Source organism: Alteriqipengyuania sp. (assembly GCF_964222115.1).
Lineage (GTDB): Bacteria > Pseudomonadota > Alphaproteobacteria > Sphingomonadales > Sphingomonadaceae > Alteriqipengyuania.
The window spans coordinates 26,998-50,749 of sequence record NZ_CAXQBM010000029.1; the positions used below are offsets into that span (position 1 = coordinate 26,998).

Below are 23,752 nucleotides of genomic sequence, written 5' to 3' on the forward strand. Positions count from 1 at the left end.
GGCGCGTTTACCGCTTACAACATGTTGCCGCGCGCCAGTGGCACGCAAGCCTTTGCCGGGTGTTTCGAGGACAAATTGCAATGGGTTTTTCCGCCGGGGTGTGATCACGCCCTAACTTCACTGCGAGTCATTATCAACACTTGCGAAGGGCTAGGCGCGCTCCTACGCGCGGCCTGTCATGCCCGCCGATACTCCGCAAAAGAGCCTGCCGGAAAGCCACGCTCCTCCCAGCAATCCCATAGCCGCGCTTACCTTCACCGCGTTTGCGGGAACGATGGCGCTGCTCGCCTTCGTCGCGGTGGCAGGCCCGATATCCGAGTTGCTGATGCTTTCGACCTGGCAATTGGGGCTGGTCATGTCGATTTCCGGCATTGCATGGATGGTTTCGGCGCGGTTCTGGGGGGTGATAAGCGACCGGGTGGGGCGGCGCCGGATCATTCTGACGGGTATTGCCGGGTTCGCCCTTTCCTACGCTGCGCTCACGACCTTCCTTGCCATCGCAGTCCCCGCCCGGTTCGCTTTGGTAATCGCACTGGCAGGGCTGATCCTTGGCCGCGGGGCGATGGGTGCCTTCTATTCCAGCGTGCCGACCCTAGCGGCTGCGATCGTCGCCGATCTCGCGAAGCCGGAACGGCGCGCAGCGAAAATGGCCGGGATCGGGGCGGCAAGCTCGCTCGGGATGGTGGTGGGGCCGGGCGCTGCCGGGTTGCTCGGCAGGTACGACCTCATACTGCCGCTGGCGGCTACACTGGTGCTGCCGATAATCGCATTCGCGCTCTTGTATATCGCGCTGCCGAAGGATCGACCGGCGGAAGGTACGCGCAGAGCACCTCTGGGCTTGATGGATCGCAGACTAAGGCTGGCGCTTGTCATGGCCGTGCTGGCGAGCATGGCGGTCGCCGTGGCGCAGACATTGATCGGCTTCCTGCTGATCGACCGGATGGGCATGGCGCCTGCCGATGCCGCATCGGGTGCCGGAACCGCCCTGGCCATTGTCGGGGTATCGCTGTTTGCGACCCAGCTTGTGGTGAGGAAATTGGCGAGGCCACCGCGAAGCCTGCTGGCCCTCGGGTCGCTCGTCGCGGCGATCGGTTTTGCCGGTGTCGCGCTGTCGATGGCTACCTGGCAGGTATGGGGTGGCTATGCCCTGATCGCTTGCGGCATGGGCTGCATTTATCCTGCCGTACCGGCGCTCGCCACGAACAGCGTGTCCGCGCAGGAACATGGCGGAGCGGCGGGAGCGGTCACCACGGCGCAAGGGCTGGGTATCGTCATCGGCCCGCTCTTCGGTGGTTTCCTGTACGAGATTGCACCCGGGCTGGCCTTCGCAACAGTGGCCGCTGCTTTCCTCTCGGCGGCCATCGTGCTGGCACGCGCGCCTCGCGAGTAGGCGCGCCTTACGTTGACAGGAGCCGCGTAAAAACCTAGTCGCAATTGCGATTGCTTCTCAATATTCGATGTCGATTTCAGGGATACGCCTTGGCAACGCCTAGCCTCCATCCGATGCCCGCGGGAGCGGAACCGACCGGCGATGCCGTGTCGGCCCCTCGCGCGGGGTTCTGGAAACGGCAATTGCGCCAGTGGCACTGGATCAGCTCTGCCCTGTGCCTGATGCTCGTCCTGCTGTTTGCGATCACCGGGATTACCCTGAACCACGCCGATACCCTCGAGGCCGAGGGGAAAAACTCGGCGGCGGAGTACGAATTGCCTGCGCCTCTGGTGCAGGATCTCTCCGCAATCGAGGATGAGGCTGTCCTGACACGAAGCCAGGCTTCCGCGTTGCGGGAAAGCACCGGCATCGACCTTTCCGGCAGGGTTGCCCGCAACGAGTATGGCGAGATGTATTTCGATCTCGCGCGCCCTGGGCGAACCGCGAACCTGACGCTCGATCTGAACGAAGGCCGCGCTTATCACGAAGTGATCGATCGCGGCACGATTGCGATGCTCAACGACCTGCACAAGGGGCGCGATTCCGGCGTTGTGTGGTCGTGGCTGATAGATATTTCGGCGGTGATATTCGTGATTTTCGCGCTCACTGGCTTCGGGCTGCTGTGGCTTCAGGCGCGTCTCAAACCATCCACATGGCCCCTCACCGGGCTGGGCGTGATCCTGCCGATCATCGCCTATCTCCTGTTCGTACATTCATAGGCCTGCCCATTATGCGTTTCCCCAGTCTTGCCGCGTTGATCGCTCTCGCTCTTCCCGCTCCCGCGCTGGCCAATTCCGGCACCGTGTCGGTCGAGATTCCGAAGCAGGCGGTGCGCAATTATCGCAAGCCCTACGTTGCCGTGTGGATCGAGGATTCCTCGGGCAAGATGGTGAAGAACGTGGTCGTCCTGCACGATCAGGCGCGCCTCGCGAACCGGTGGCTGCCGGATCTGAGCACGTGGTGGCGCGAGGGCGGGCGGAGCATGGACATGCCGGCGGACGGCATTTCATCGCCCACACGAGCACCCGGCCGTTACAAGTTCGGCCTGAGTGGCCTCAACCGCCTCTCGCCGGGCAAATATTCGCTGGTGGTCGAAGGATCGCGCGAACATGGCGGGCGCGAGCTGGTGAAGGTGCCGTTCCGCATCCAGCGTGGCCGGGCATCCAGCGGTTCGGCCAAAGGGAGCCGCGAAGTGGGCAGGGTGAGCGTTTCGATCCGGCCCTGATTGCGCACGTCAGGCAGGCTCAGGGGCACGCAATGCCAGCATCCGACATGCTCTTTATCCCGCCGCAGGTAACGCCGCCCGACGATGTGCCGCAGGGCGAGGAGATCGCGTTCGGCGGCGAGATATTCGGCACCAACTGGGCGGTCCGCCTCATCCTGCAGGAGCGTGTCGGGGCGAGTGAGGCGGCACGCATTCGCGAAGAACAGGCGGCGCGCGCCCTGTCGATCCTGGAAATTGTCGACCGGCAGATGAGCCCGTGGATCGAAGGGTCGGCCATCGACCTTTATAATGCGCTGCCTGAGGGCGACGCCGTGCACTTGCCCGAGCCCATGGTTTCGCTGGTGCGGAAGGCGCTTTCCCTGCGGGATGAGACGCAAGGTTCATTCGATCCGTTCCTGGGTGCGGCAACCAATGCGTGGGGCTTTGGGCCCACTCCGCGCGCACCGGGACAAACCGGTCCCAAACTTCGGGAGCAGGTGGCAGATCGGCTGGCACATCCCGCACCTGTACTCGACGGTGATCGGCTGATCCGGCGCCACGGCTGCGATCTGGACCTCAACGGCATCGCCAAGGGGTTCGCGGTCGATCTGGTCGCCGATGACCTGCGCGCGCAGGATGGATTCGGTTCGGTACTGGTCGAGATCGGAGGCGAGTTGAAAGGCCACGGGATCAAGCTCGATGCCATGCCGTGGTGGGTCGATCTGGACTGGTGCAGCTATGCCAGCACACCGGCGATGCGGATTGCGCTCTACGATTGGGCCTGCGCTTCGTCAGGTACGGATGAACGCTGCTTCGAAGAGGATGGCCGGCAGTTCTCGCATATCCTCGATCCCGAGACGGGCGATCCTGCCATCACCGACCTGCGCGGCGCGACAGTGCTCGACCGCGATTGCTGGCGGGCCGACGCACTGGCCACCGCGCTCGTCGCGCTCGGTTTCGATCGCGCGGTGGAACTGGCCAGCAGGTTGGCGATCCCCTGCGTCCTCGTTCGCGCAGATGGCCTGCCGGAACTGGCTCATTACAGTCAGGCGCTTGCGGACTGGATGAGCAATGGCTGAGCCCCATTTTACCCTGACGGCGGACCCGGCGAACTGGCTGATGTCGGGTGCCCTCCTTGCGGCCTGGTTGCTGGCCAGCATCTACTGGTTGCGCCGCCAGCCGCGCGGAGATGCGTCATCGGCTAACTGTCTTGTCATCTTCGCATCGCAAACGGGGCAGGCCGAGGATATTGCCCGCCAGACCCACCGTCGCGTCGAAAACATCCTCTCCGCCAAGGGACTGTCCAGCACGGTCCTGTCAGCAGACGAGGTGACCCATGATGTGCTCGCAAGTGCTGACACCGTCTTCTTCGCGGTGTCGACCACGGGTGAGGGCGAGGCCCCCGACAATGCGCGGCGTTTCGAACGCGATGTGATGGGCCAGCCTGCGGACCTCCGCGGCAAGCGCGTTGCGGTTCTTGCGCTTGGCGACCGGCGCTACGACCAGTTCTGTAGGTTCGGCATCCGGGTTGCTCGCTGGGCGGAAGCTGCCGGAGCAAACTTGGCCAGCGATGCCATATGTGTCGATGACCTCTCGCCGGAAGACCTGGCGCGCTGGGATGGCCTGCTGGAGGCGGAGGGATTTCCGCAGACCGCATCGGGACCCGATCCGGTGCACCATGCATGGAAGATCGTGTCGCGCGATCGGGTCGCGGCCGCATCGTCCGATCCGCGCGCCGATCATGGCAATGCCGGACTTTTCCATCTCGTGCTGCGTTCGGAGGCGGAAGCTAAGCCGGCGTGGGAGATCGGCGACCTGTTCGAACTCCAGCTGCCCGGCGGGCATGTGCGCGAATATTCGATTGCCAATCGTCCGGGCGGAAACGAACTGCACCTCTTCGTGCGGCGCATTGTGTCTGGCGGGCAGGCGGGCAGGGGATCGGGACTGCTGACCGGGGCGGATGTCGGCGCATCGAATATCCCCGGGCGCATCCGTGAACATGCGAGCTTCCGGCCACCCGCAGGAACCGGGCCCGTGCTGGCCATCGGCGCAGGGTCGGGCTGGGGCGGGCTGCGCCCGCATATTCTGGATGCCATGGCGAAAGAGCGCCCGTGCTGGCTGATATTCGGCGAGCGGAGTTCGCCTGAGAACGGCGAGTTACTTCGCGAGATGCGGTCATGGGAAGGGGCCGGAAATCTCCAACGACTCGATCTCGCGATGTCGCTGGGGGGCGGCCCCTACGTGCAGGACATCCTCAAAGGTGAGGCCGACCGGGTTCGCGAATTTCTCGGGCAGGATGGCGCGATCATCATCTGCGGACGTCTGGAGATGGGCAAGGCGTGCCTGCATCGTCTGGAAGAAATTCTCGGCCAGGATTGGCTCGCTTCAGCGCGCAAAACGGGGCGCATTCGCCACGACCTCTACTGAAATTGTGCATCCGCGAGATTCCCTGTTGCAAACGCGTCGCAGAATCCATAGGGCGCCTTCTTGCGAATACGTCGCATTAGAATTAGCGAGACCAGGGGTTCACGATGACGAAGACGGGATATTTCAAGGCAGCCTTGCAGGCATCGGCAGGCGTGATGGCCGTGATGGCGCTGAACGCGCCCGCATTCGCCCAGCAGGCGCAGGCGGACGAAGACGAAGAAGTGCAGGCCGGCGAAGGCGAATTCCTAGGCGTCATCGACATTGGTGAAAGCACCCGCTCGATCCAGACAGGCACGGCGACCCCGGTGACCCAGGTGAACCGCGAGGAAATCGAAGATCGTCAGGCTTCGACCATCGCCGAACTGATCGACTCGGTCCCCGGCGTGTCGCTTGTCAACGGATCGACCCCGATTGGCTCGGGCATCAACATTCGCGGTTTCGGTGCAAACAGCACTTATGGGACCGACCAGAAGATCAACATCCAGATCGATGGCGCTTCGGTCGGTTCGGAAGAGCTTTACCGGATCGGCACGCAGCTGTTCACCGACCCGCTCCTCTACAAGACGGTCGAAGTCATCCGCGGCCCTGTCGGGGGCTTCGAATACGGATCGGGCGGGATTGGCGGCACCGTGCGCCTCGAAACCATCGACGCTTACGACCTGCTGCGCGGGCAGACCGGCTTTACCGCGGCACAGACCCTCGGCGGATATGTCGATCGCGGCGAAACCGGCTGGAACACGTCGACCACGGTGGCGGCCATGCCGACCGAGAATTTCGAGTTCCTTGCCAATTATACCTATCGCGAAGGCGGCACGCGTTCGGACGGGAACGGCAACCCGATCAGCAATAGCGAGTTCGAATTGCCTTCCTTCCTCGTGAAGGGTGCGGTTCACTTCGGCGCCGACAATGCGCACACCATCGAGGCGACCTACAACCAGACCGAAACGGCCGAGCGCGACAAGCCCTACGATTCCTTCGAAACAACCGGAGGCGCCTTCGGCAATGTCGACCGCGATACCAAGTCGCGTACAATCGTTGCGGGTTACTACTTCGATCCGATTGCCACCGATGCGGTCAACCTCAGCCTCGTCTATTCCTACGCCGATCAGGAGATCGACCAGGAATATGTGCCGGGCAGCTCCCCGCTGGAAGGCACGCCCTCCTTCCCCTTCCTGACCGGCACGGTGAACGCCGATCACCGGTATGAAACGAGCAAGGTGACGCTGAAGAACGTGGCCTACCTCACTACGGGCGGCATTCGTCATAACCTTCGCACCGGCGTTGAATATGTGCGCAAGGACCGGCTCGATGCCAGCGCGGCACCGGGCGGCACGGACGAACGTCTGGCGGCGTTCCTGGTGAACGAGATGGAGCTTTTCCGGGGCTTCACCCTGACTCCGGCGGTCCGTTACGAGGGCCAGTCGATGAAGGCGATCATCTTCGATGGCACTGCAAATGAAACGCCGATCAGCGTGAGCTATGAGGCATTCATGGGCGGTGTTTCGGGCCGCTACGAACTGCCCTTCGGGCTTGCCGTGTTCGGCAGTTGGGCGCGTACCGAAAGCTTCCCGATCCTCGACGATCTTGAAAGCGCTGCCTTCCGCGACCAAGCCGAGCGTGGCGAGACCTGGGAAGTGGGCGGTGCATTCAACCGCACCTCTGTCCTGTTCCCGAACGATCGGGCTGCCTTCAAGGTCAATTACTACGATAGCGAGCTGACCAACGCCACATCGCAGCTTGGCGGGGCGACCGAAGTCTATATCGACGGGTTCGAGATCGAAGCATCATACGCCACCGCGTCAGGCTTTTACGCGGACTTCAACGGCAACATCGTCGATGGTGAGTTCCTGAATGGCGGCGGTGTGATTGCAGACTGGAACAACATTCCCGCCAACTCCTATCGCCTCGGATTCGGCAAGCGCTTCGGTGGTTTCGACCTGCGTTCGGAAAGTATCCTGGTCGAGGATCTCTATCTCGACGGTGTGCTCGATACCGAAGGCTATTATCTCCACAACCTGCACGCGATCTGGAAGCCGCAGGTCGACGGATTGCGCAATCTGTCGTTCCGCCTGAGCGTGGAGAACCTCTTCGACGAATTCTACATCAATGCCCTTGCAACCCGGCCCGGGCCCGGACGGACGGTGAGAGGGACCGTTTCGCTCCAGCTCTGATCGGCACCGGCGGCGGGGCTGGGGTTCCGCCGCCGTAACGAAGACGGACCGCATGTACGCACGACCGGAAAATCGCTGGAGCACGGAAAAGACTGCGGGGATCATTGTGTCCATCCTCGCCAACCTGGTCATATTCGTGAGCTTCATCTGGTTCACGAATATCGGCCACGCGATTGCCGAAAGCGGGGCGAACCTTGCGGTCTTCGCTTTCGGGGAGGATGGTGCGGATGCGCAGGAAATGGCGTCGCAACCTCCACCTCCGCCCCCGCCGCAACAGGTCGAGCAGCGGGCAGATGGTGCCGAAAAGCCGAACGAAATTGCACTCCTGACCAGTGACGAGCGGGTTTCGGAAGAACAGGAGCCGGAGACCGGCAACGAGGTCACGCCCGTTGAGCGCACCGAGCAGCCGACCCGGCAGCCTGAACCGCGCGAACCGGTGCGCGAGACACGTTTGCAGGACCGCACCCAAAAGCAAAACGCGCGCCAGCAACAAGCACCTGCTGGCAGCCAGTCTGACGTGCGGCAGGCGTCGTCCGCGCAGGCCTCCGCCGGAGGGGGCAGGGATGGCGACGCTTACGGAGCGGCTGTCTATGCCCACCTGATGCGCTACAGAAGAAGCAACACGGTCGGCCCGGGTGCAGTCACCATCGGTTTCACCGTGCTGGCCGACGGAGGCGTGCAGGGTATCGATATCGTCCGCAGCTCCGGTTCTGGCCGGTTCGATCGGGAAGCTACGCAGATGGTCCGCCGGGCGGCACCGTTTCCCCGTCCGCCCGGCGGTGGCAGCAGGACATTCCGGTTCGGGATCAAGGGACGCTAGGATTGCAAGGATTCGTGTAATTCCCGATCATTGACCAAGCCATCGCAGGTCCGGGATCGGGAACGTGAAATGGAAGTGCCTCGATAGGGCCGAGTGCCCAGGGGTTAAGTATCAAGCAAAGAGGAATTGAAGCGATGAAAGCATTTTTGACAGGCAGTGTTTTCGCCATTGCTGCATTGGGGCTCGCCGCGCCGACCATGGCGCAGGAAACCGAAGCGCAAACTGCCGAGCGCCGCGCCTCGACCGGTGGCCATGGCAAGCAGGACTTCATCAAGTCCTACGATGTCGATGGCGACGGCAAGGTTTCGATGGAAGAATTTCTGGCCGAGCGTGCCGAGATTCACAAAACCTACGATCTCGACGGGGACGGCAAGGTCACGCAAACCGAGTATGTGGAAGACTACCAGTATCGTCTGGACAAGGAACTGGCGGCGCGTCGCGCCAACAGCTTGCGGCAGGCGCATTTCCGCTTCGGGATCCTCGATTCAGACGATGATGGCGAGATGACGCTGAACGAGCTGCATGAATCGGGCAACCGGACCTTCTCCCGTCTCGACACCAATGGCGACGGGATCATCGACGAGGCCGATACCGCCGATACGTTCTAGTCAGCTCGGATGCCGACATACCGGTGGCGCCAGATTCCGGCTGGCGCCGCCGGACAGTCGCGGAGCGTCTATACCTCCCGGGCTAGGCCGGTTGCAGGACGGGATTGCCCGGTTCGACGACGAGTTTCTTGCGTGAACGAGCGGTGCCGCCGCGCGTGCTGACCTGGTCGAGCGTGATGAAATCCGTCAGCCAGCGTTCGTGCGAAACATCGCACATCACGTAACCGCGCTGGGCATTGTGGAACTTCAGCTGCGGATTGACCTCCTGGATGGCGGAGGTGTCGCTGCGCTGGTCCACCCCGTCGCCACCCGAAGAGATCGAGGTTGCGACGAACTCGGTCGCGATTGGCGTATCGCCGGGGTTCTTGCCGTCGAGGTGTAGCTCGCCTGCGAAATTCTGGTGTTCGTCGCCGGTGAGGATGACGGTGCTGGCCTGACCCAGCTCTCGCACCATCTTCAGCAGGCGCTCGCGCGGCTGGCGATAACCCGCCCAGCTGTCGAGATTCTCGGTCACCCCATCACCCGGATCGCGGTCGAGGTCCATCACCATGATCTGCTGCGCCAGCGTCTTCCACTTCGTGTCGGAGCGGCGCAGGTTGTTGGCGAGCCACGCATGCTGGCGCTCTCCCAGCACCTCGGCTGCACGGCGCGTTTCGTCGCAAGGCACCCCCCAGCGGTCTCCGCATACCTGATCGGTGCGATACTGGCGTGTGTCGAGCAGGTTCAGATCGAGCAGGTTGCCCAGCACCGCGCGGCGGTAAAGCTGCATGGCCGGGCCGACCGGCAATGAGGACGCGCGCAGCGGCATGTGCTCGTAATAGGCCTGCATGGCCATCTGCCGCCGCAGCGCAAAGATCGGGGCGGGGGTTCCATCCTGTTCGTTCAGATCGACCCAGTTATTGTCGATCTCGTGATCGTCCCAAGTGACGAACCACGGCGCGGCGGCGTGGGCCGCCTGCAGATCGACATCCATCTTGTACTGCGAATAGCGACGCCGGTAATCGTCGATCGAATAGAGCTCGTCACCAAAGTGCTGGCGCGGGTTTTCGACCGGGCCTGCAGATGAGTTCCACACGCGCGTCGACCGATTTTCGTAGATATAGTCGCCATAGCAGAACACGAAGTCCGGCTGCTGCGCGGCGAGATGGCGGTGCGCGGTATAATATCCCTGCTCGTATTGCTGGCACCCGGCGACCGCGAAGCGAACCGATTCGAGTTGCTGGCCCACACCGGCGAGCGTCATTGCCCGCCCGGTGGCGCTGCGTTCGCGCCCGGCAATGAAGCGATACCAGTAGGGGCGGTTCGGCTGGAGCCCGTCGACCTCCACATGAACCGCGTGGCCCAGCTCGGGCCGGGCGATGGCGGTGCCGCGCCGGACGACATCGCCAAAGCGGCTGTCGGCGCCGATTTCCCATTCCACTTCTACAGCGGCGGCTGGCATGCCGTAGCCCATTGCCAGCGGATCGGGAGCAAGTCGGGTCCAGATCACGAACCCGTCGGACGAGGGATCGCCCGAGGCGATGCCCAACTGGAACGGGTAGGTAGCGAACACCGGGGCCGCGAGAAGAGGCGCGGTAAACGACAGGCCGAATGCGGTGACCGCACTGGCGCCGAACGCCTTGAGAAGGTGTCGGCGGGAAAGATCGAGACGCAGGTTGCGGGCTTGGCTTGGGCTCATGCGGCTCCATTCCCATTCGGTTGCGGCAGAGGCAAATAAATTCGGTCGGATGCAGTCGCCATTCGCCGCCAATCGTGAAAACTCGATGACATCGAGGTGCCTCGCCTCGTGCCTACGAGGCGGCGCATTCCATAGCGCGGGTCCCATTCGCACCGATAAGAAAAACATTCACACAGTCGTGAGTGAATGTTGACAAGCGTTCCAATTCGCGAGATGCAGTGCCCACCACGGCGGGGGAACCGCCGGGAAAAATGGAGAGGACTATGAGGGGATCGCTTCTTGCGTCCGCGTCTGCGGTCACGCTTGGCCTACTACCGACAGCTGTCAGCGCGCAGGCAACCAGCCAGCCGCAGGACGAGGTGGAGGCCCAAACCGAAACCACCGAGGAAATTTCGCCGATCGCACAGCGCGAAGGCAACCAGATCATCGTCACCGCGACGCGCCGTGAGGCGCAGCTGCAGGATGTGCCGCTGAGCGTTACCGCCTTCAGTCAGGAAGATCTGACCGAGAAGGGCATCGTGGGTTATGAGCGACTTGCTCGCGAGACGCCGGGTGTCGTGCTCAACCGGCCGACCCAGAACTTCAACAACTTCACCGCACGCGGCATTTCGACCAATGGCTACAGCGCAGGGCTCCAGGCCCCGGTCGCGATCTATATCGACGAGCTGCCGATCTCCGCGAACGGCAACTCCACCATCCTCGACCCGAACCTGTACGATGTCGAGCGCGTCGAATTCCTGCGCGGCCCGCAGGGGACGCTGTTCGGTTCGGGTTCGCTCGCCGGTGCGATGCGGATAATTACCAAGTCGCCCAATCCCAACCACTTCGAGGCATCGGCGCTCGTCGATCTCGGATACACCGAAGAAGGCGGCCTGCGTCAGCGCTATAACGGGATGATCAATATCCCGATCGCCGAAGATACAATGGCGTTCCGCGCGGTGGGTTATTACCGCAATGAAGACGGCTGGGTCGACAATATCGGCACAGGCATCGACGATGCCAACTCGCTCGAAGCCTATGGCATCAGGGCGGCTGTGTTGATCGAGCCGACCGACCGGTTCTCGGTCAAGCTTTCGGTCAACAAGGAAGTCAGCAAGCCGGCGGATTCGAGCCTGACCAACCCCGCTCTTGGCACCTATGTTCGCCGGACCGATCGGCCCGACGAATTCCAGAGCGACCTGCTGGCGCTGAACGCGACGGTCGTGGCCGATTTCGGGTTTGCCGAGCTGACCAGCTCGACCACCTATTCGGACCTGACCGGCGATTTCATCGTCGACCTGGCCGGCACCTATAACCAGCTCGTGCCCTTCTCGCTCGATGCAGTGGGCTATGACGACATAATCGTCCAGGAAGTGCGGCTGGCATCGTCTCACGATGGTCCGTTCGAATGGATTGTCGGCGGGTTCTACTTCGACAAGCGTCGTTCGGTCGATTTCGACTATCGCACGACCGAGGCATTCCTGAACCTGACGGGCGTCACCGCCTTCCCCGATCAATACTACCAGCGGTTCAAGAACTTCACCGATATCAGCGAAAAGGCGGTTTTCGGTGAGCTGACCTATCGCTTCAGCGACCAGCTTTGGCTGACCGGTGGCCTACGCTATGGCGAGGTCCAGGTGCAGACCACGACTCGCGGCGGTGGCTACACCAGCAACTTCCTGACCGTCGGATTTTGCACGGTGTTCACGCCGCAGTGCTTCGGCTTCATCCCAGCGCTGACGACAGGCCCCATCGTACCGGGGCAGGGGTTGCTGGCCAAGGACGACAAGCTGTCGTGGAAGGGGAGCATTTCCTTCAAGCCTAGCGACAACGTGACGACCTACGCCACGGTTTCGACCGGCTTCCGTCCGCCGGTGGTGAACGCCCGCGCCGGTCTTGCGCCGCCCGCTTCGGCACCCACCGACATCACCATCCCCGATGGGGCAACTTCGGACAAGCTCACCAACTACGAGATCGGCCTGAAGGGTTCGTTCTTCGACAACCGCTTCACGGCCAATCTCGCCGCGTTCTATATCGACTGGAACAATATCCAGGTGCAGGCGAACCGCGTTTCGGACGCGATCCAGTTTGCGACCAATATTGGCGGCGCGGTGAGCAAGGGTATCGAGTTCGAGCTGGTTGCCCGTCCGGTCGATGGCCTCAGGTTGCAGGCCAGCGGTGCCTATATCGACGCACGGATCGACGATCTGTCGGCTTCCGAGGCGGCGATCTCCGGTGCCGAACCGGATATCCGGCTGGCAACGCCCGAGTTCCAGGGATCGGCAACCGCGACCTACAGCTTCCCGGTTGGCGATACGGAAACCGCGTTCGTTACCGGCAACGTGTCCTATGTCGGGTCCTATCCGGGTCTGTTCCCCAATGTTCCGGGGCAGCCCACGGTTCAGTCGCCGCAATATGACGAGACCGACGAATATGTCTTCGTCAATGCCTATGCCGGTGTGAACCTGAGCCCGGACTTGTCGGTCACGGCCTATGTCGAAAACGTCTTCAACAACGACGCGATTGTCTACGTGCACCCCGAGGCGTTCCTCGACGGTCGCTACGCGCGACTGCGCCCACGGACCTTCGGTGTGCGCACCAATTTCGTCTTCTGACGCGACCCGGCTTCGCGGCTCACAAAGGGCCGCGAAGCCACCCACTATCTATTCGCGCTTGTTGCGTCCGGTCGCGGGCGGGCAAGCGCACCGAGACAGGTGATTTCGTGCGTATTCCAGAGATCCGACAGAATCTTTCCGCCCTGATGCTGTTGGGAATACTCGGGCTGGTAGGACAGCCTGCCGCTGCGCTGGCCCAGTCAGGGTCGGAGCATGTGATCGAAGCGCCTGCAGGTGCGGTCGAGGGGGTGGTCGAGGGTGGTATCGCCAGCTTCAAGGGCATTCCCTACGCCGCCGCACCCCAGGGCGATTTGAGGTGGCAGCCCCCGCAGCAAGCACCGCAGTGGGACGGTGTGCGCGACGCGACCGAGTTCGGCCCGTCATGCTACCAGCCGACCGTGCCCGGCGCGGCGAATTCGATCTATCACGATGATGTCGGCACGATGAGCGAGGATTGCCTGTCGCTCAATATCTGGGCGCCGGAAGATGCCAGCGATGCGCCCGTGTTCGTCTGGATCCACGGCGGCGCGCTCGTTTCCGGCAGCAGCCGCTTCGACATGTATAATGGATCGCGCATGGCGGCGCAGGGCGCCGTCGTCGTTTCGATCAATTACCGGCTGGGCGTGCTCGGCTTCCTCGCGCATCCCGAACTGAGCGCGGAATCGGCAGACGGCATTTCGGGCAATTACGGGTTGATGGACCAGATCGCCGCGCTGCGCTGGATCGAGGACAATATTGCTGCCTTCGGTGGCGACCCGGAAAATGTCACCATAGCCGGGGAATCTGCGGGCGCGCTCAGTGTCATGTGGCTGATGACATCGCCCGATGCACGCGGTCTGTTCGACAAGGCCATCATGCAGAGCGCCTACATGGTGTCCTCACCCGCGCTGAAGGAAGAACAGAACGGGCATCCTTCCGCCGAATCGATGGGCGAGTGGTTGCAGGGGGAACTGGAAGCGGACGACCTTGCCGCCCTGCGCGCAATGGAACCGGGCGCGCTCGTCAACCGCGCGACGCGTGCGGGCTTCCTGACGTGGAGCACGGTCGACGGGAAGCTGATCCCGCACCAGATCGCGGAGACCTTCGACCGGGGCGAGCAGGCCGATGTGCCGCTTCTCGCGGGCTTCAACAGCGGGGAAATCCGTTCGCTCAGGCGGCTGCTACCACCGGCGCCGGGCACGAAGAAATCCTATGAGTGCAAGATCCGCGAGCTCTACGGCGATCTCGCCGAGGAATTCCTCGCGATCTATCCGTCGGACAATATCGACGAGAGCATGCTCGCGACAACGCGCGATGCGCTCTACGGCTGGACTGCCGAACGCCTTACGCGCAAGCAGACTGCACTAGGTGAGAGCGCCTATCTCTACCTGTTCGACCATGGCTATCCCGAAGCCGACAAGGCAGGCCTGCACGCATTCCACGCAGCCGAGATTCCCTACGTTTTCGGCACGATCCATGACACCACGCCCAACTGGCCAAGCATTCCGCGCACTACGGCAGAGCGCGCCCTGTCCGATGCAATGCTGCAATACTGGCTTACCTTCGCGCGCGATGGCGCACCCGTGGCGAGCGGTCAGGTCGACTGGCCTGCCTATGGCAAGGATGGCGCCTTCATCCTGTTCGACCAGACGCCGCAGGCCGGCACCAACCTGCTGGGCCCGCGCTATGCGCTGATCGAAGAGGTGGTCTGTCGCCGACGTGCCGCAGGGGACCAGCCGTGGCACTGGAATGTCGGCGTGCTGAGCCCCCCGATCCCTGCGAAGGTAGAGGGCTGCTAATGTTGCCGGGCACGATGCAGCCCTATGCGCTGACGCTGGACAAATTCCTCGACCATGCAGCGAAATGGCACCCGCACGCGCAGGTTGTCACGGCGACGGATAGCGGACCGCCCGCCCGGATCGATTATGCCGGACTTCGCGTCCAGGCGAAGCGCGTTTCGGCAGCGCTGGCGGAGCGCGGGGTCAAGCATGGAGACTGCGTTGCGACCCTTGCCTGGAATACGCAGGCGCACCTTGAATCCTGGTACGGCATTATCGGGATCGGGGCGATCTGCCACACGCTCAACCCGCGGCTTTTGCCAGAGCAACTCGCTTCGATGCTCAACCAGAGCGGCGCGCGCATCCTGATCCTGAGTGCCGACCTGCACGATCTCCCGCGACAAGTGCTGGCGACCACTCCGGCGGTCGAGGAAATCCTGCTGATCGACGGCGATGCCGAGCCGAAATCGATAGCCAATGGCGCGCGCCGGGTCGGCACTCTGGCTGCCGCGACCGAGCACGCGAATGGCGATACCGAGTGGGGCACTTTCGACGAGAATGCCCCGTGCGGGTTGTGCTTCACATCGGGCACGACGGGCCAGCCCAAGGGCGTGACCTACACCCACCGTGGAAATTACCTGCATACGATGCGCCAGCTGCAGGCAGATGTTGCCGGGATTACGGGCGAAGATTCGGTCCTGACAGTCGTCCCAATGTTTCATGCCAATGCTTGGGGTCTGCCGTTTTCCGTCCCTGCTGTCGGAGGCAAGCTGGTGCTTCCGGGCAGGCGCTCGGATGGGGCTGCACTGGCCCAGCTGATCATTGAGGAGGACGTCACGATCGCTGTCGGCGTGCCGACTGTCTGGCTGGGACTGATGGATCATCTCGACGAAGTCGGACTTTCCGTGCCCTCGCTCAAGCGGATCATGGTGGGCGGTGCGCCCATGCCTCCCGCTCTGATGGAGCGGATCGAAGCCCGCGGCATTCGCGTGCAGACGACGTGGGGCATGACCGAGCTTTCCCCGCTGGGGACGGCCACCCCGCCCGAGGGTGTGGCGCGCGATCCCTTGACCTCCGGGCGACCGGCCATCGGGATCGATCTGATGCTGACCGATGCGGAAGGGACACCGCTGGAACGGCAGCGCGATGCCGAAGGCCACCTGTGGGTGCGCGGACCGAGCGTGGTCGAGCGCTATCTGGACCAGGAAGAACCGGCCACACGCGATGGCTGGTTCGACACCGGCGATCTTGCCCGGATCGATGCAGCAGGCGCGCTGACGATCACCGGCCGATCGAAGGACCTGATCAAGTCGGGTGGGGAATGGATCAATCCGGCCGAGATAGAGGCGATCATCGGCGCGCACCCCGATGTTGCGTTGGTCGCTGTAATCGGCCGTGAGCACGAGAAGTGGAGCGAACGCCCGGTCCTGGTGGTGGAGTTGCGGCAGGACGTCGAAGTTTCCGACGAGGCTTTGCTGGATACGCTGGATGGCAAGGTTGCGAACTGGTGGCGGCCCGATACCGTCCATCGACTTGCGAACATGCCATTGGCAGCTACAGGAAAAGTCGACAAACTGCGCTTGAGGTCGGAGTACGGCCGGTGACGACCCTTGCAGCAAAACCCGAGCTGCGGCCCACGCAACGCGCACCTAGGAAGAGTGAATTGTCGAGTACCAAGGCAAAAACGAAGCGCCCCACCAAAGCGGAACAACGCGCCGAGACTACCGAGCAGATCCTCGACGAGGCGGAATACCTGTTTTCGCGTCATGGCCTGCACGGGGTTACGCTGAAGGATGTGGCCAAGCGCGTGGGCGTGCATCACACGCTGCTGAACTACTATTTCGACGACAAGCAGAAGCTCTTCGAAGCGGTGTTCGGCCGCCGCGCAGTCGTCGCCAACGAAGTCCGTATGAAGGCGATGGACGAGTATGATCGCCAGACTGGCGGTAATCCCACGGTGGAGGGGGCCCTGCGCGCGTTTCTGGACACCAACCTCGATCTTTACGGCGAAGGCGGGGACCAGTGGCGCCACTCCGGGCGGCTCGCGGCCCTGGTCTCCAACACTCCCGAATGGGGCGCAAACATGTTCGACGAATGGTTCGATCCTATCGTCCTGCGGCTGATCGACCTCCTCAAGAAGGCACTGCCCGAAGCGTGCGAGGAAGATATCTTCTGGGGGTACCACTTCGTAACCGGTGCCCTGATGCTGACGCTCGCGAGGACGGGGCGTATCGACAAGCTTTCCGGCGGGCTCGCGAAGTCCGAGGATTTCGGCGCGATCAAGGATCGCATGGCACGCTTCATGGCCGCGGGTTTCATGGAAATTTGCGAAACGCGCAGCGCTGAACGGGAGGCAAAGCAAGAGGCACTTTAGCCGTCGGGGATGCCGTACCCTGCGGCTCCAGCGTTGAAGAGCATATAAAATACTAACTCGCTGGAGAGTGAATTTATTGAGAGGCGGCGCTTCCGATAGTGCCGCTGAGAAAAGCGGGGGTTACGACAGCGAAGAAACTTCGCCGGCCCCCGCAGGAGAGGATGGAGACAGGCATGACCAAGCGTGGCCTGACGATGGGGACGATCGCCGCAGCATTGCTGCTGGGAGGCTGTGCGAGCATGCGCGACGCACCAGTCGCGGGCAGCGCCGATCCCGCCGTAACCACATCGCATGGCACGCTGCGAGGCACGGCACAGGGCGACCTGAACGTCTTCCGCGGCATTCCCTATGCCGCACCGCCGGTCGACGATCTCCGTTGGGCTCCGCCGCAACCTGCTGCGCATTGGGGCGGCGTGCGCGATGCGAGCACTTTCGGTCCGGCCTGCATCCAGCCGCCGGTTCCGCCGACGAGCCTCTACAACGATCCACCCGAAAGCTCATCCGAGGACTGCCTGAATCTCAACGTGTGGGTGCCCCGCGATGCTGAGGGTGCGCCTGTCATCGTTTGGATTCACGGTGGCTCCCTGCGCATCGGGGCCTCCAGCCTGCCAATGTACGATGGCGCGAACTACGCGCAGCGCGGGATTGTGTTCGTCTCGATCAACTACCGGCTCGGGCCGCTCGGCTGGCTCGCGCACAAGGAATTGTCCGCAGAGTCCGAAGCTGGGATTTCGGGCAATTACGGCCTGCTCGATCAGATCGCGGCGCTGCAATGGGTACGGGAGAATGCCGCCGCCTTCGGGGGCGACCCCGGCAATGTCACCATTATGGGCGAGTCCGCCGGAGCGCTCAGCACAACCTACCTGATGGTCTCGCCCAAGGCGCGCGGCCTGTTCGACAAGGCGATCATCCAGAGCACCAATGTGCGCAGCTTCCCGGAGCTGTCGGAAGCGGCCAACGGGATGCCCTCGGGCGAGCAGATCGGGGCTGACCTTTTAGAGAAGCTGGGCGTGGCCGATATCGAGGCGGCGCGGGCTATGGATGCGCAACAAATCACCATTCGCGCGACTCTCGCCGGATTTGCACCGCAGGGCACGATCGATGGCAAGGTGCTGCCCGACCAGCTCAACGACGTTTTCGACCGCGGCGATCAGGCGCGTGTGCCCGTGATCGTGGGCTATAACGCGCACGAATATCGGCCCGTAGGCGGACTCGGTCTGCGCATGCCGGCAACGCCCGGCCAATACGAAGCGATGATCCAGAACACCTATGGTGCGCTGACGTCCGATTTCCTGCGGATCTATCCGCATGAGGGGGGTGACGACGCACTGCTCGACGCGACGGGCGACATCATTTTTGGCTGGTCGGGCGAGCGCATCGCGCAAAGCCAGGACGCGCTGGGCCTCCCGTCCTACTTCTACGTTTTCGACCATTGCTATCCGTCTGCACGGGCGCGCGACCTGTGCGCCTTCCATGCCAGCGAGTTGCCGTTCACCTTCGGCAACCTTGCCGCCAAATCGCTGACCGAAGTGTGGCCCGTGCCCGATGGCGCGTATGATCGCGCGGTCTCGGATGCGATGCTCGACTACTGGACCAGCTTCGCCGCCAGCGGCCGCCCGCATGCAGCCCGCCTGCCCGCATGGCAGCCCTATGGTTCGGCGGAGCACTACGTCCGGTTTGCCGACAAGCCATTGCCCGGTCGCAATTACAAGCCGGGCATGTTCGAACTGCACGAAACATTCGCAGCGCAGCAGCGCGCGGCGGGGCGATCATGGGGAATGCCCGTGGGCCTGAATGTCGCACCACCGTCCGACGACACATAATAGCGTGAATTCCAGGGGGAGAGCCCGATCATGAGCACTACCAGTACTACTCAGACGGGGGCGGCCCCGCCTGTCGACACGCCCTATTCGAAGGCGTCCTACCGGTATTTCGTCCTCGGCGTGTTGACCTTGGTCTATGCGCTCAACTTCGTCGATCGCCAGCTGCTCGTGATCCTGCAGGACCAGATCAAGGAAGAACTGCTTCTGTCGGATTTCGCATTGGGCATCCTGTCAGGATTTGCCTTCGCGTTGTTTTACGTAATTTGCGGCATCCCAATTGCGCGCTGGGCCGACAAGGGCGTTCGCCGCAACATCATCGCGCTTGCGCTGACTGTGTGGAGCGGAATGACCGCAATCAGCGGGCTGTCGCAGAACTATTGGCACCTGCTGCTGGCCAGGATGGGTGTCGGTGTGGGCGAAGCAGGCGGTAGCCCGCCAGCCCACTCGATGATTTCCGATATCTTCCCGGCAAAGGAGCGCGCCACCGCGCTGTCGGTTTACTCCGTCGGCATCTACATCGGTATGCTCACCGGCTTTGCGCTGGGCGGATACATTGCTCAGACCTTCGGCTGGCGCATGGCCTTTTTCGTCGTCGGCCTCCCGGGAATCCTCGTGGCGCTGTTCCTGCGCTTTACCGTGGCCGAACCGATCCGTGGCTGGTCCGAAAAACGCGAAACCGAATCCGGCGACGATCCCACATTCCTCACGGTGCTCACGTTCCTGTGGTCGCGAAAGACGTTCCGTCATCTCGTCATTGCCGGTAGCCTGCAGGCGACCGTGATCTATGCGATCGGCAACTGGCTACCCTCCTTCTACCAACGCCACCACGAAATCGGGCTGGCAGAGCTTGGCGTCTGGCTTGCGCTGACCGCAGGCTTCGGTGGCGGTGCAGGCTCGTTCTTCGGCGGGTGGTTTGCGGACAAGATGGGCCAGCGCGACCGCCGCTGGTATGTTTGGGGATCAGCCTTCATGGTCCTCGCCATCACGCCAGTGCTCCTGATCATGCTCAACACAGGCGACATGAGGCTTTCCTTGATGTTGATGGGCGCGTTCCATTTCCTTTCCGCATCCTATCTCGGCCCGGCCCTCGCCGTGTCGCACGGGCTGGTGGGCCTCCGAATGCGCGCGCTGACATCGGCGGTGTTCTTCTTCTTCATCAACCTGATCGGTCTCGGCTGTGGCCCTGCGATCGTCGGCTTCCTAAGCGACAGCTTCACCGCTGCCGGCTCCGAATCGGCGCTGCCCACCGCGATGCTGATCGTGGGCTGCGCGGCGTCGATCTGGGCCTTTGCGCACTACATGTTCGCCTCGCGCCATATCCGGCAGGATATCGCCGATAGCCCGGCGACCGCGCCCAAGGTGGAGGCAACGTGAGGCTGCGGGGCGACTGGCGCGTCTCATTCGCAGCTCTCTCCGCATTGCCGGCGGCGGGCTGCGCGACGAGCGAGGGCCTGCCCGCCGCTCCGCTCACGGTAGCCGATACGCCCAGCGAGGCCCGCACGCCTTCGGGGAAGTATATCGCGTGGCGCGAACACCGGATCGACGACGAGGATCTGGGCGGCGTGCCGATCCGTGGCGGCGACGGGTTGCAGATGGCCGATATCGACCGGGACGGCTTTCTCGACATTGTTTCGGTTCACGAGGATTCGAACCATCTGCGGATCGCCTTCGGCAGCGCTGACCCCGATAGTTGGACGCTCGCCACCGTGGCCTCGGGCGATATCGTCGCCGCGATAGAGGATGTCTCGGTGGGCGACCTCAACGGCGACGGATGGCCCGATCTGGTCGCCGCCAGCGAGGAGGCGCACCTCGCGGTCTTTCGCAATCCGGGAAGCCGCAATGCTGCGCGCGCGGGCGCATGGCCCGGCTTCGTGCCGCCGGTCACGCAGGGTCGCGGTTCGTGGCTGCGGGTTTTCATCGCGGATATCGACGGGGACGGGCGGCTCGATGTGACGGGCGCCAACAAGGGCGCGAGCGACATCGTCGATCCCGATGCTCCGCGAGAGGACCGGACGACCTCGCTGTTCACGCTTCACGGCGATCCGATGGAGGCCGGGTCATGGCGCGAACAGGTGCTTTTCAAGAAAGACGTGCCCAACACCGCCGTGCCGTTCGACATTGATGGTGACGGCGATCTGGATATCCTCGCGGCGGCGCGCATTGCGCAGGATGCCTATATCCTTGAGAACTTGGGGCCTGCAGAGGATGGCACGGTGCGGACCGCTGCGCACAAGATCGCGATCGACGATAGCAGCCTGCCGGAATGCACCGTCACGACCTCGGCCTTCCAGTCTGCCTTCCGCGACATGAACGGCGACGGGCGACCCGACCTCGTCACCGGCGTGTTCGAGAAATGCGGCGATCCGCGTGCGCCGGGCGGCTTGCCCGCACTCGGCTGGCTGGAGCAGCCCGACGCGCTAGACGCGCCGTGGCGCTACACCCGCATCGGCGATATCGTGCCCGACATGGTCATCGCGGTCGAACTGACCGACATCGACGGTGATGGAGACCTCGACGCGATCACCGGCGGCTATTCCGGGCTCAACATCCTGAAAGGCGGCTATACCGGTGCGACCCGCGATGCGGACCATCCCGATGTCACAGCGTCCTCCACCGTGGGGCGCATCGCGTGGTTCGAGAATCCGGGCGCGGCAGGTAGCGAGTGGCAGCGGCACGATATTTCGCGGCGGGTGCGCGGAATGTTCGACCAGTTCATCGCGCGCGACATGGACGGTGACGGCGATATCGACCTTGTCGGCACGCGCGGAAATAGCGGGCGGTTCGACGGGGTTTTCTGGCTAGAGCAGCTGCGTAGCGACACTCCGCTGCGGGCCTTCACGCCTGCACGCGCGAACGAAAGCCGCGCGCTTCCCCTGCCGCCGGAAAACTGGTTCGACCTTTACGAAGAAGCGAATACGCTGGTCGCGCCGAACAAGCGGACCGAGAGCGAATGACAGGAAATCAGACCCTTGCGGGCAGGACTTGCCTCGTCACCGGAGCATCCTCCGGCATCGGGGCGCACCTTGCCCAGCGCATGGCGCAGGCGGGTGCTCGCGTGGTGCTGGGCGCGCGGCGCACCGAGCTGACCGAAACGATCGCCAGCGACATTCGTGAGGCTGGCGGCGAGGCGCTGGCCGTGCCGCTCGATGTCGCCAGCGAGGATTCGGTGAACCGCGCCTTCGCGATGGCCGGGGAGGCATTTGGCCCGGTCGATACGGTTGTCGCCAATGCCGGGGTCTCTCGCTACGGGCGATCCACAGACCTCGCCGAAAGCGACCTGCGGCAGGTAATCGATACCAACCTTCTGGGTGTCCACCTGACGGCAAATGCGGCGGCCCGCGCGATGATGGCGGCGGGAAGCCGGGACAGCGGATCGGGCAGGATCGTCATCATCGGGTCGATCACGGCGCAGATGACCGGGCAGGGCGATGCCGCCTACGCGGCCAGCAAGGCGGGCGTCGCGCACCTGGCGCGGCAGCTGGCGCGCGAGTGGGTGCGGCAGGGGATCAACGTCAACGTGATCCAGCCGGGCTATATCCGTACCGAGCTGGTGGGCGACTGGTTCGACAGCGAAGGCGGGAAGGCGCAGGTAGCCAGCTGGCCTCGTCGCCGCATCATGGGGATCGATGCGCTTGACGATCTGGTGCTGTACCTGTCGTCCGACGCCTCCGGGCACATCACCGGATCGGTTTTTACCGTGGATGACGGCCAGTCGCTATAGGCCTCGCGCTCCTGCGTTAAAGAACGCGGAAACCCTTCGCATCACGGGCTTTCGGGCGCCGATCTTTACCCGAAGGTAACCATCATCGGCCTAGACCGGCGTGACGCGAAGGGGCCTCGCCGTAGTGAAACTGATCATCCAGATACCCTGCCTCAATGAAGAGGAAACGCTGCCGCAGACGCTGGTCGACCTGCCGCGCGCGATTCCGGGTATCGACAAGGTCGAAATCCTCATCATCGACGATGGCTCGACCGACCGCACGGTGGAAGTCGCTAGGCGTTTCGGGGTGCACCACATCGTCCGCAACGGCACCAATCGTGGGCTCGCGCGCAGTTTTGCGCGGGGTATGGAAGAAGCGCTGCGGCAGGGCGCGGACATCATCGTCAACACCGATGGCGACAACCAGTATCGCGGTGAGGATATCGCCAAGCTGGTCGCGCCGATCGTTGCGGGCGAGGCCGACATGGTGATCGGTGACCGGCAGACCGGCAAAATCGTCCATTTCTCGCCCGGCAAGAAACTGCTCCAGCGGCTCGGCAGTGCTGCGGTCTCGACGTTGGCGGGGGCACGCATTCCCGATGCAGTCTCGGGCTTTCGCGCGATCAGCCGCGAGGCCGCGATCAAGACCAATATTGTCTCCCCCTTCAGCTACACGATCGAGGCCGTGCTGCAGGCGGGTCGCAAGAAGATGGCGATCGTCTCGGTCCCGGTGGGGACCAACGCCAAGACGCGCGAGAGCCGCCTGTTCACGAACATCCCGCATTTCGTCACGCGGCAGCTGAAGACGTTGCTGCAGATGTACGTGATGTATTCGCCACTGCGCGCGTTCAGCTCTTTGGGGTTGGTGCTTGCGATGATCGGGATTGCGCCGATTGCGCGGTTCCTGTGGTTCTATTTCAGCGGCGACGGGACCGGACACCTGCAATCGCTGGTGCTGGGCGGGGTGCTGTGCGTGATGGCCTTCATCGCCTTTACCGCCGGTCTGCTGGCGGACGTGGTCAGCCGCAACCGACAGCTGCTCGAACTCACGCTGGAAAAGGTCCGGCGGCTGGAGCTTGCGGCGGACGAAGCGGCTGCCGACAAACGACCCGATCCTGCCGAGACCAACGACAGCGCGCCCGTTTCGCTGCGCGCTAAAGGGTAGGG

18 protein-coding genes are annotated in these 23,752 nt (G+C 63.2%); 17 read left to right on the forward strand and 1 reads right to left on the reverse strand.

Features of this window, described 5'->3' with window-relative positions:
• Positions 1–178 precede the first annotated feature (178 nt).
• The 8 genes from ACEQXE_RS05165 to ACEQXE_RS05200 all read left to right on the forward strand — a co-directional run bounded on the left by ACEQXE_RS05165 (position 179) and on the right by ACEQXE_RS05200 (position 8,659).
• Positions 179–1,390 (forward strand): MFS transporter, encoded by a 1,212-nt coding sequence (locus ACEQXE_RS05165; protein ID WP_370177881.1) that lies wholly within the window; start codon positions 179–181, stop codon positions 1,388–1,390.
• 113 nt (positions 1,391–1,503) lie between these two features.
• A complete protein-coding gene (locus ACEQXE_RS05170) occupies positions 1,504–2,148 on the forward strand; it encodes a PepSY-associated TM helix domain-containing protein (protein WP_370182568.1) in 645 nt (214 codons plus the stop codon).
• Between the two features lie 11 nt (positions 2,149–2,159).
• A complete protein-coding gene (locus ACEQXE_RS05175) occupies positions 2,160–2,654 on the forward strand; it encodes a DUF2271 domain-containing protein (protein WP_370177883.1) in 495 nt (164 codons plus the stop codon).
• Between the two features lie 32 nt (positions 2,655–2,686).
• Positions 2,687–3,712 carry an FAD:protein FMN transferase gene (locus ACEQXE_RS05180; protein WP_370177884.1) on the forward strand — a complete coding sequence of 342 codons (1,026 nt, stop codon included), beginning with the start codon at positions 2,687–2,689 and terminating at the stop codon, positions 3,710–3,712.
• Positions 3,705–5,060: an NADPH cytochrome P450 oxidoreductase family protein gene (locus ACEQXE_RS05185; protein WP_370177885.1), complete on the forward strand. Its 1,356-nt coding sequence runs from the start codon at positions 3,705–3,707 to the stop codon at positions 5,058–5,060. Before ACEQXE_RS05180 ends, ACEQXE_RS05185 begins: the two co-directional genes overlap by 8 nt.
• Before the next feature lie 104 nt (positions 5,061–5,164).
• Complete coding sequence (locus ACEQXE_RS05190; protein WP_370177886.1) at positions 5,165–7,231, forward strand: TonB-dependent receptor plug domain-containing protein; 2,067 nt, start codon at positions 5,165–5,167, stop codon at positions 7,229–7,231.
• A gap of 52 nt (positions 7,232–7,283) precedes the next feature.
• On the forward strand, positions 7,284–8,051 hold the full coding sequence (locus ACEQXE_RS05195; RefSeq protein ID WP_370177887.1) for a cell envelope integrity protein TolA: 768 nt from the start codon (positions 7,284–7,286) through the stop codon (positions 8,049–8,051).
• Positions 8,052–8,185: 134 nt separating this feature from the next.
• The gene (locus ACEQXE_RS05200; RefSeq protein WP_370177888.1) at positions 8,186–8,659 is read left to right on the forward strand and encodes an EF-hand domain-containing protein; all 474 of its coding nucleotides are present in this window, start codon (positions 8,186–8,188) and stop codon (positions 8,657–8,659) included.
• Between the two features lie 82 nt (positions 8,660–8,741).
• On the opposite strand, the gene ACEQXE_RS05205 is transcribed toward ACEQXE_RS05200, so the two are convergent.
• Entirely contained in the window at positions 8,742–10,337 is a 1,596-nt protein-coding gene (locus tag ACEQXE_RS05205; protein WP_370177889.1) for an alkaline phosphatase, read from the reverse strand.
• A 263-nt stretch (positions 10,338–10,600) separates the two neighbouring features.
• Here ACEQXE_RS05205 and ACEQXE_RS05210 point away from each other — a divergent pair, with 263 nt between their 5' ends.
• From ACEQXE_RS05210 to ACEQXE_RS05250, 9 genes are all read left to right on the forward strand, one after another.
• Positions 10,601–12,931, forward strand: a complete 2,331-nt coding sequence (locus ACEQXE_RS05210; RefSeq protein WP_370177890.1) for a TonB-dependent receptor — start codon at positions 10,601–10,603, stop codon at positions 12,929–12,931.
• Between the two features lie 107 nt (positions 12,932–13,038).
• Positions 13,039–14,709, forward strand: a complete 1,671-nt coding sequence (locus ACEQXE_RS05215; protein ID WP_370177891.1) for a carboxylesterase/lipase family protein — start codon at positions 13,039–13,041, stop codon at positions 14,707–14,709.
• Positions 14,709–16,292, forward strand: a complete 1,584-nt coding sequence (locus ACEQXE_RS05220; RefSeq protein ID WP_370177892.1) for an AMP-binding protein — start codon at positions 14,709–14,711, stop codon at positions 16,290–16,292. The genes ACEQXE_RS05215 and ACEQXE_RS05220 overlap by 1 nt, the downstream gene beginning before the upstream one ends.
• Positions 16,293–16,351: 59 nt before the next feature.
• Positions 16,352–17,062, forward strand: coding sequence for a TetR/AcrR family transcriptional regulator (locus tag ACEQXE_RS05225; RefSeq protein ID WP_370177893.1), 711 nt, complete (start codon positions 16,352–16,354; stop codon positions 17,060–17,062).
• A 173-nt stretch (positions 17,063–17,235) separates the two neighbouring features.
• The gene (locus tag ACEQXE_RS05230) at positions 17,236–18,885 is read left to right on the forward strand and encodes a carboxylesterase/lipase family protein (protein ID WP_370177894.1); all 1,650 of its coding nucleotides are present in this window, start codon (positions 17,236–17,238) and stop codon (positions 18,883–18,885) included.
• A gap of 30 nt (positions 18,886–18,915) precedes the next feature.
• On the forward strand, positions 18,916–20,259 hold the full coding sequence (locus ACEQXE_RS05235) for a spinster family MFS transporter (RefSeq protein ID WP_370177895.1): 1,344 nt from the start codon (positions 18,916–18,918) through the stop codon (positions 20,257–20,259).
• Positions 20,256–21,839, forward strand: a complete 1,584-nt coding sequence (locus ACEQXE_RS05240) for an FG-GAP repeat domain-containing protein (RefSeq protein WP_370177896.1) — start codon at positions 20,256–20,258, stop codon at positions 21,837–21,839. Before ACEQXE_RS05235 ends, ACEQXE_RS05240 begins: the two co-directional genes overlap by 4 nt.
• A complete protein-coding gene (locus tag ACEQXE_RS05245; protein ID WP_370177897.1) occupies positions 21,836–22,606 on the forward strand; it encodes an SDR family NAD(P)-dependent oxidoreductase in 771 nt (256 codons plus the stop codon). The genes ACEQXE_RS05240 and ACEQXE_RS05245 overlap by 4 nt, the downstream gene beginning before the upstream one ends.
• A gap of 124 nt (positions 22,607–22,730) precedes the next feature.
• Complete coding sequence (locus ACEQXE_RS05250) at positions 22,731–23,750, forward strand: glycosyltransferase family 2 protein (RefSeq protein ID WP_370177898.1); 1,020 nt, start codon at positions 22,731–22,733, stop codon at positions 23,748–23,750.
• Positions 23,751–23,752: the final 2 nt, after the last annotated feature.